This window comes from Streptococcus sp. WM07, assembly GCF_004570525.1.
GTDB lineage: Bacteria > Bacillota > Bacilli > Lactobacillales > Streptococcaceae > Streptococcus.
Window position 1 is genome coordinate 1 of record NZ_SPPZ01000127.1, and the last position, 854, is coordinate 854.

At 39.5% G+C, this 854-nt stretch carries 1 pseudogene; it reads right to left on the reverse strand.

From position 1 onward, the window contains the following. Positions 1-854, reverse strand: a pseudogene (locus E4T71_RS08715) (IS630 family transposase); the annotation flags it as partial.

Here is an 854-nt window from a genome sequence, read left to right on the forward strand (position 1 = left end):
TAAACACCTTATTCTTAAATCCTAATTTGCGAATTTCTGCCCAAACTTGTTCAATGGGATTCATTTCAGGAGTATAAGGTGGGATAAACGAAAATTCTATATTTGCAGGAATCCTCAATGTCTGTGATTTATGCCAAACTGCATTATCCATGACCAAGATGATGTAGTCATCTGGATAAGCCGCTGATAATTGCTTTAAAAACTCATTCATCCAGTCACTATTACAGCCTCCTGCTATGATAAAAAATGAATCCCCTGTACGGGCATCTACCGCTCCATAACAATAGCGATATTCACGAATATGATGACTAGCAACTTGCGGACGACAGCTTTTTTTAGACCAACAAGCTCCTAGTTTACTGATACGTCCAAAACCAGCCTCATCTTGATACATAAGCCGAACTTTTTGGTAAGATTTACCACAGATAAAGCGCTTACTTGATTTTTCCTCAAATTGAGATTTTATTTTTTGACGCTAAAATCGTCTTAGCATCTGCTTTCTTTGGATGTTGAGGGCGTGGACTGACCTTGCGCCAGCCATGACGTTTCAGAAGTGCATAAAAACCTTCGCGACTTGTCTTACGTCCTACTCTTTTTTGATAGGCTTCAAAGAGTTTGTCAACAGTGACAAATTCTCCATTCATAGCGGAAGAAGCCTGTTCTTCAAGAAATTCCTCTTCCTCTTCATGTGTTAAATAAAAGTGGCGGCGTCCTCCACGGTTTTCAGTAAGGAGTGCCTCTAAACCTCCTTCTAGATAACGGTTCAATAAGTTTCGTACAGTTTGATGAACAAAACCTACTGATTTAGCTACTGCTGTTAAATTCTGACATTCAGAGTAGAGAATGAGAGCTTG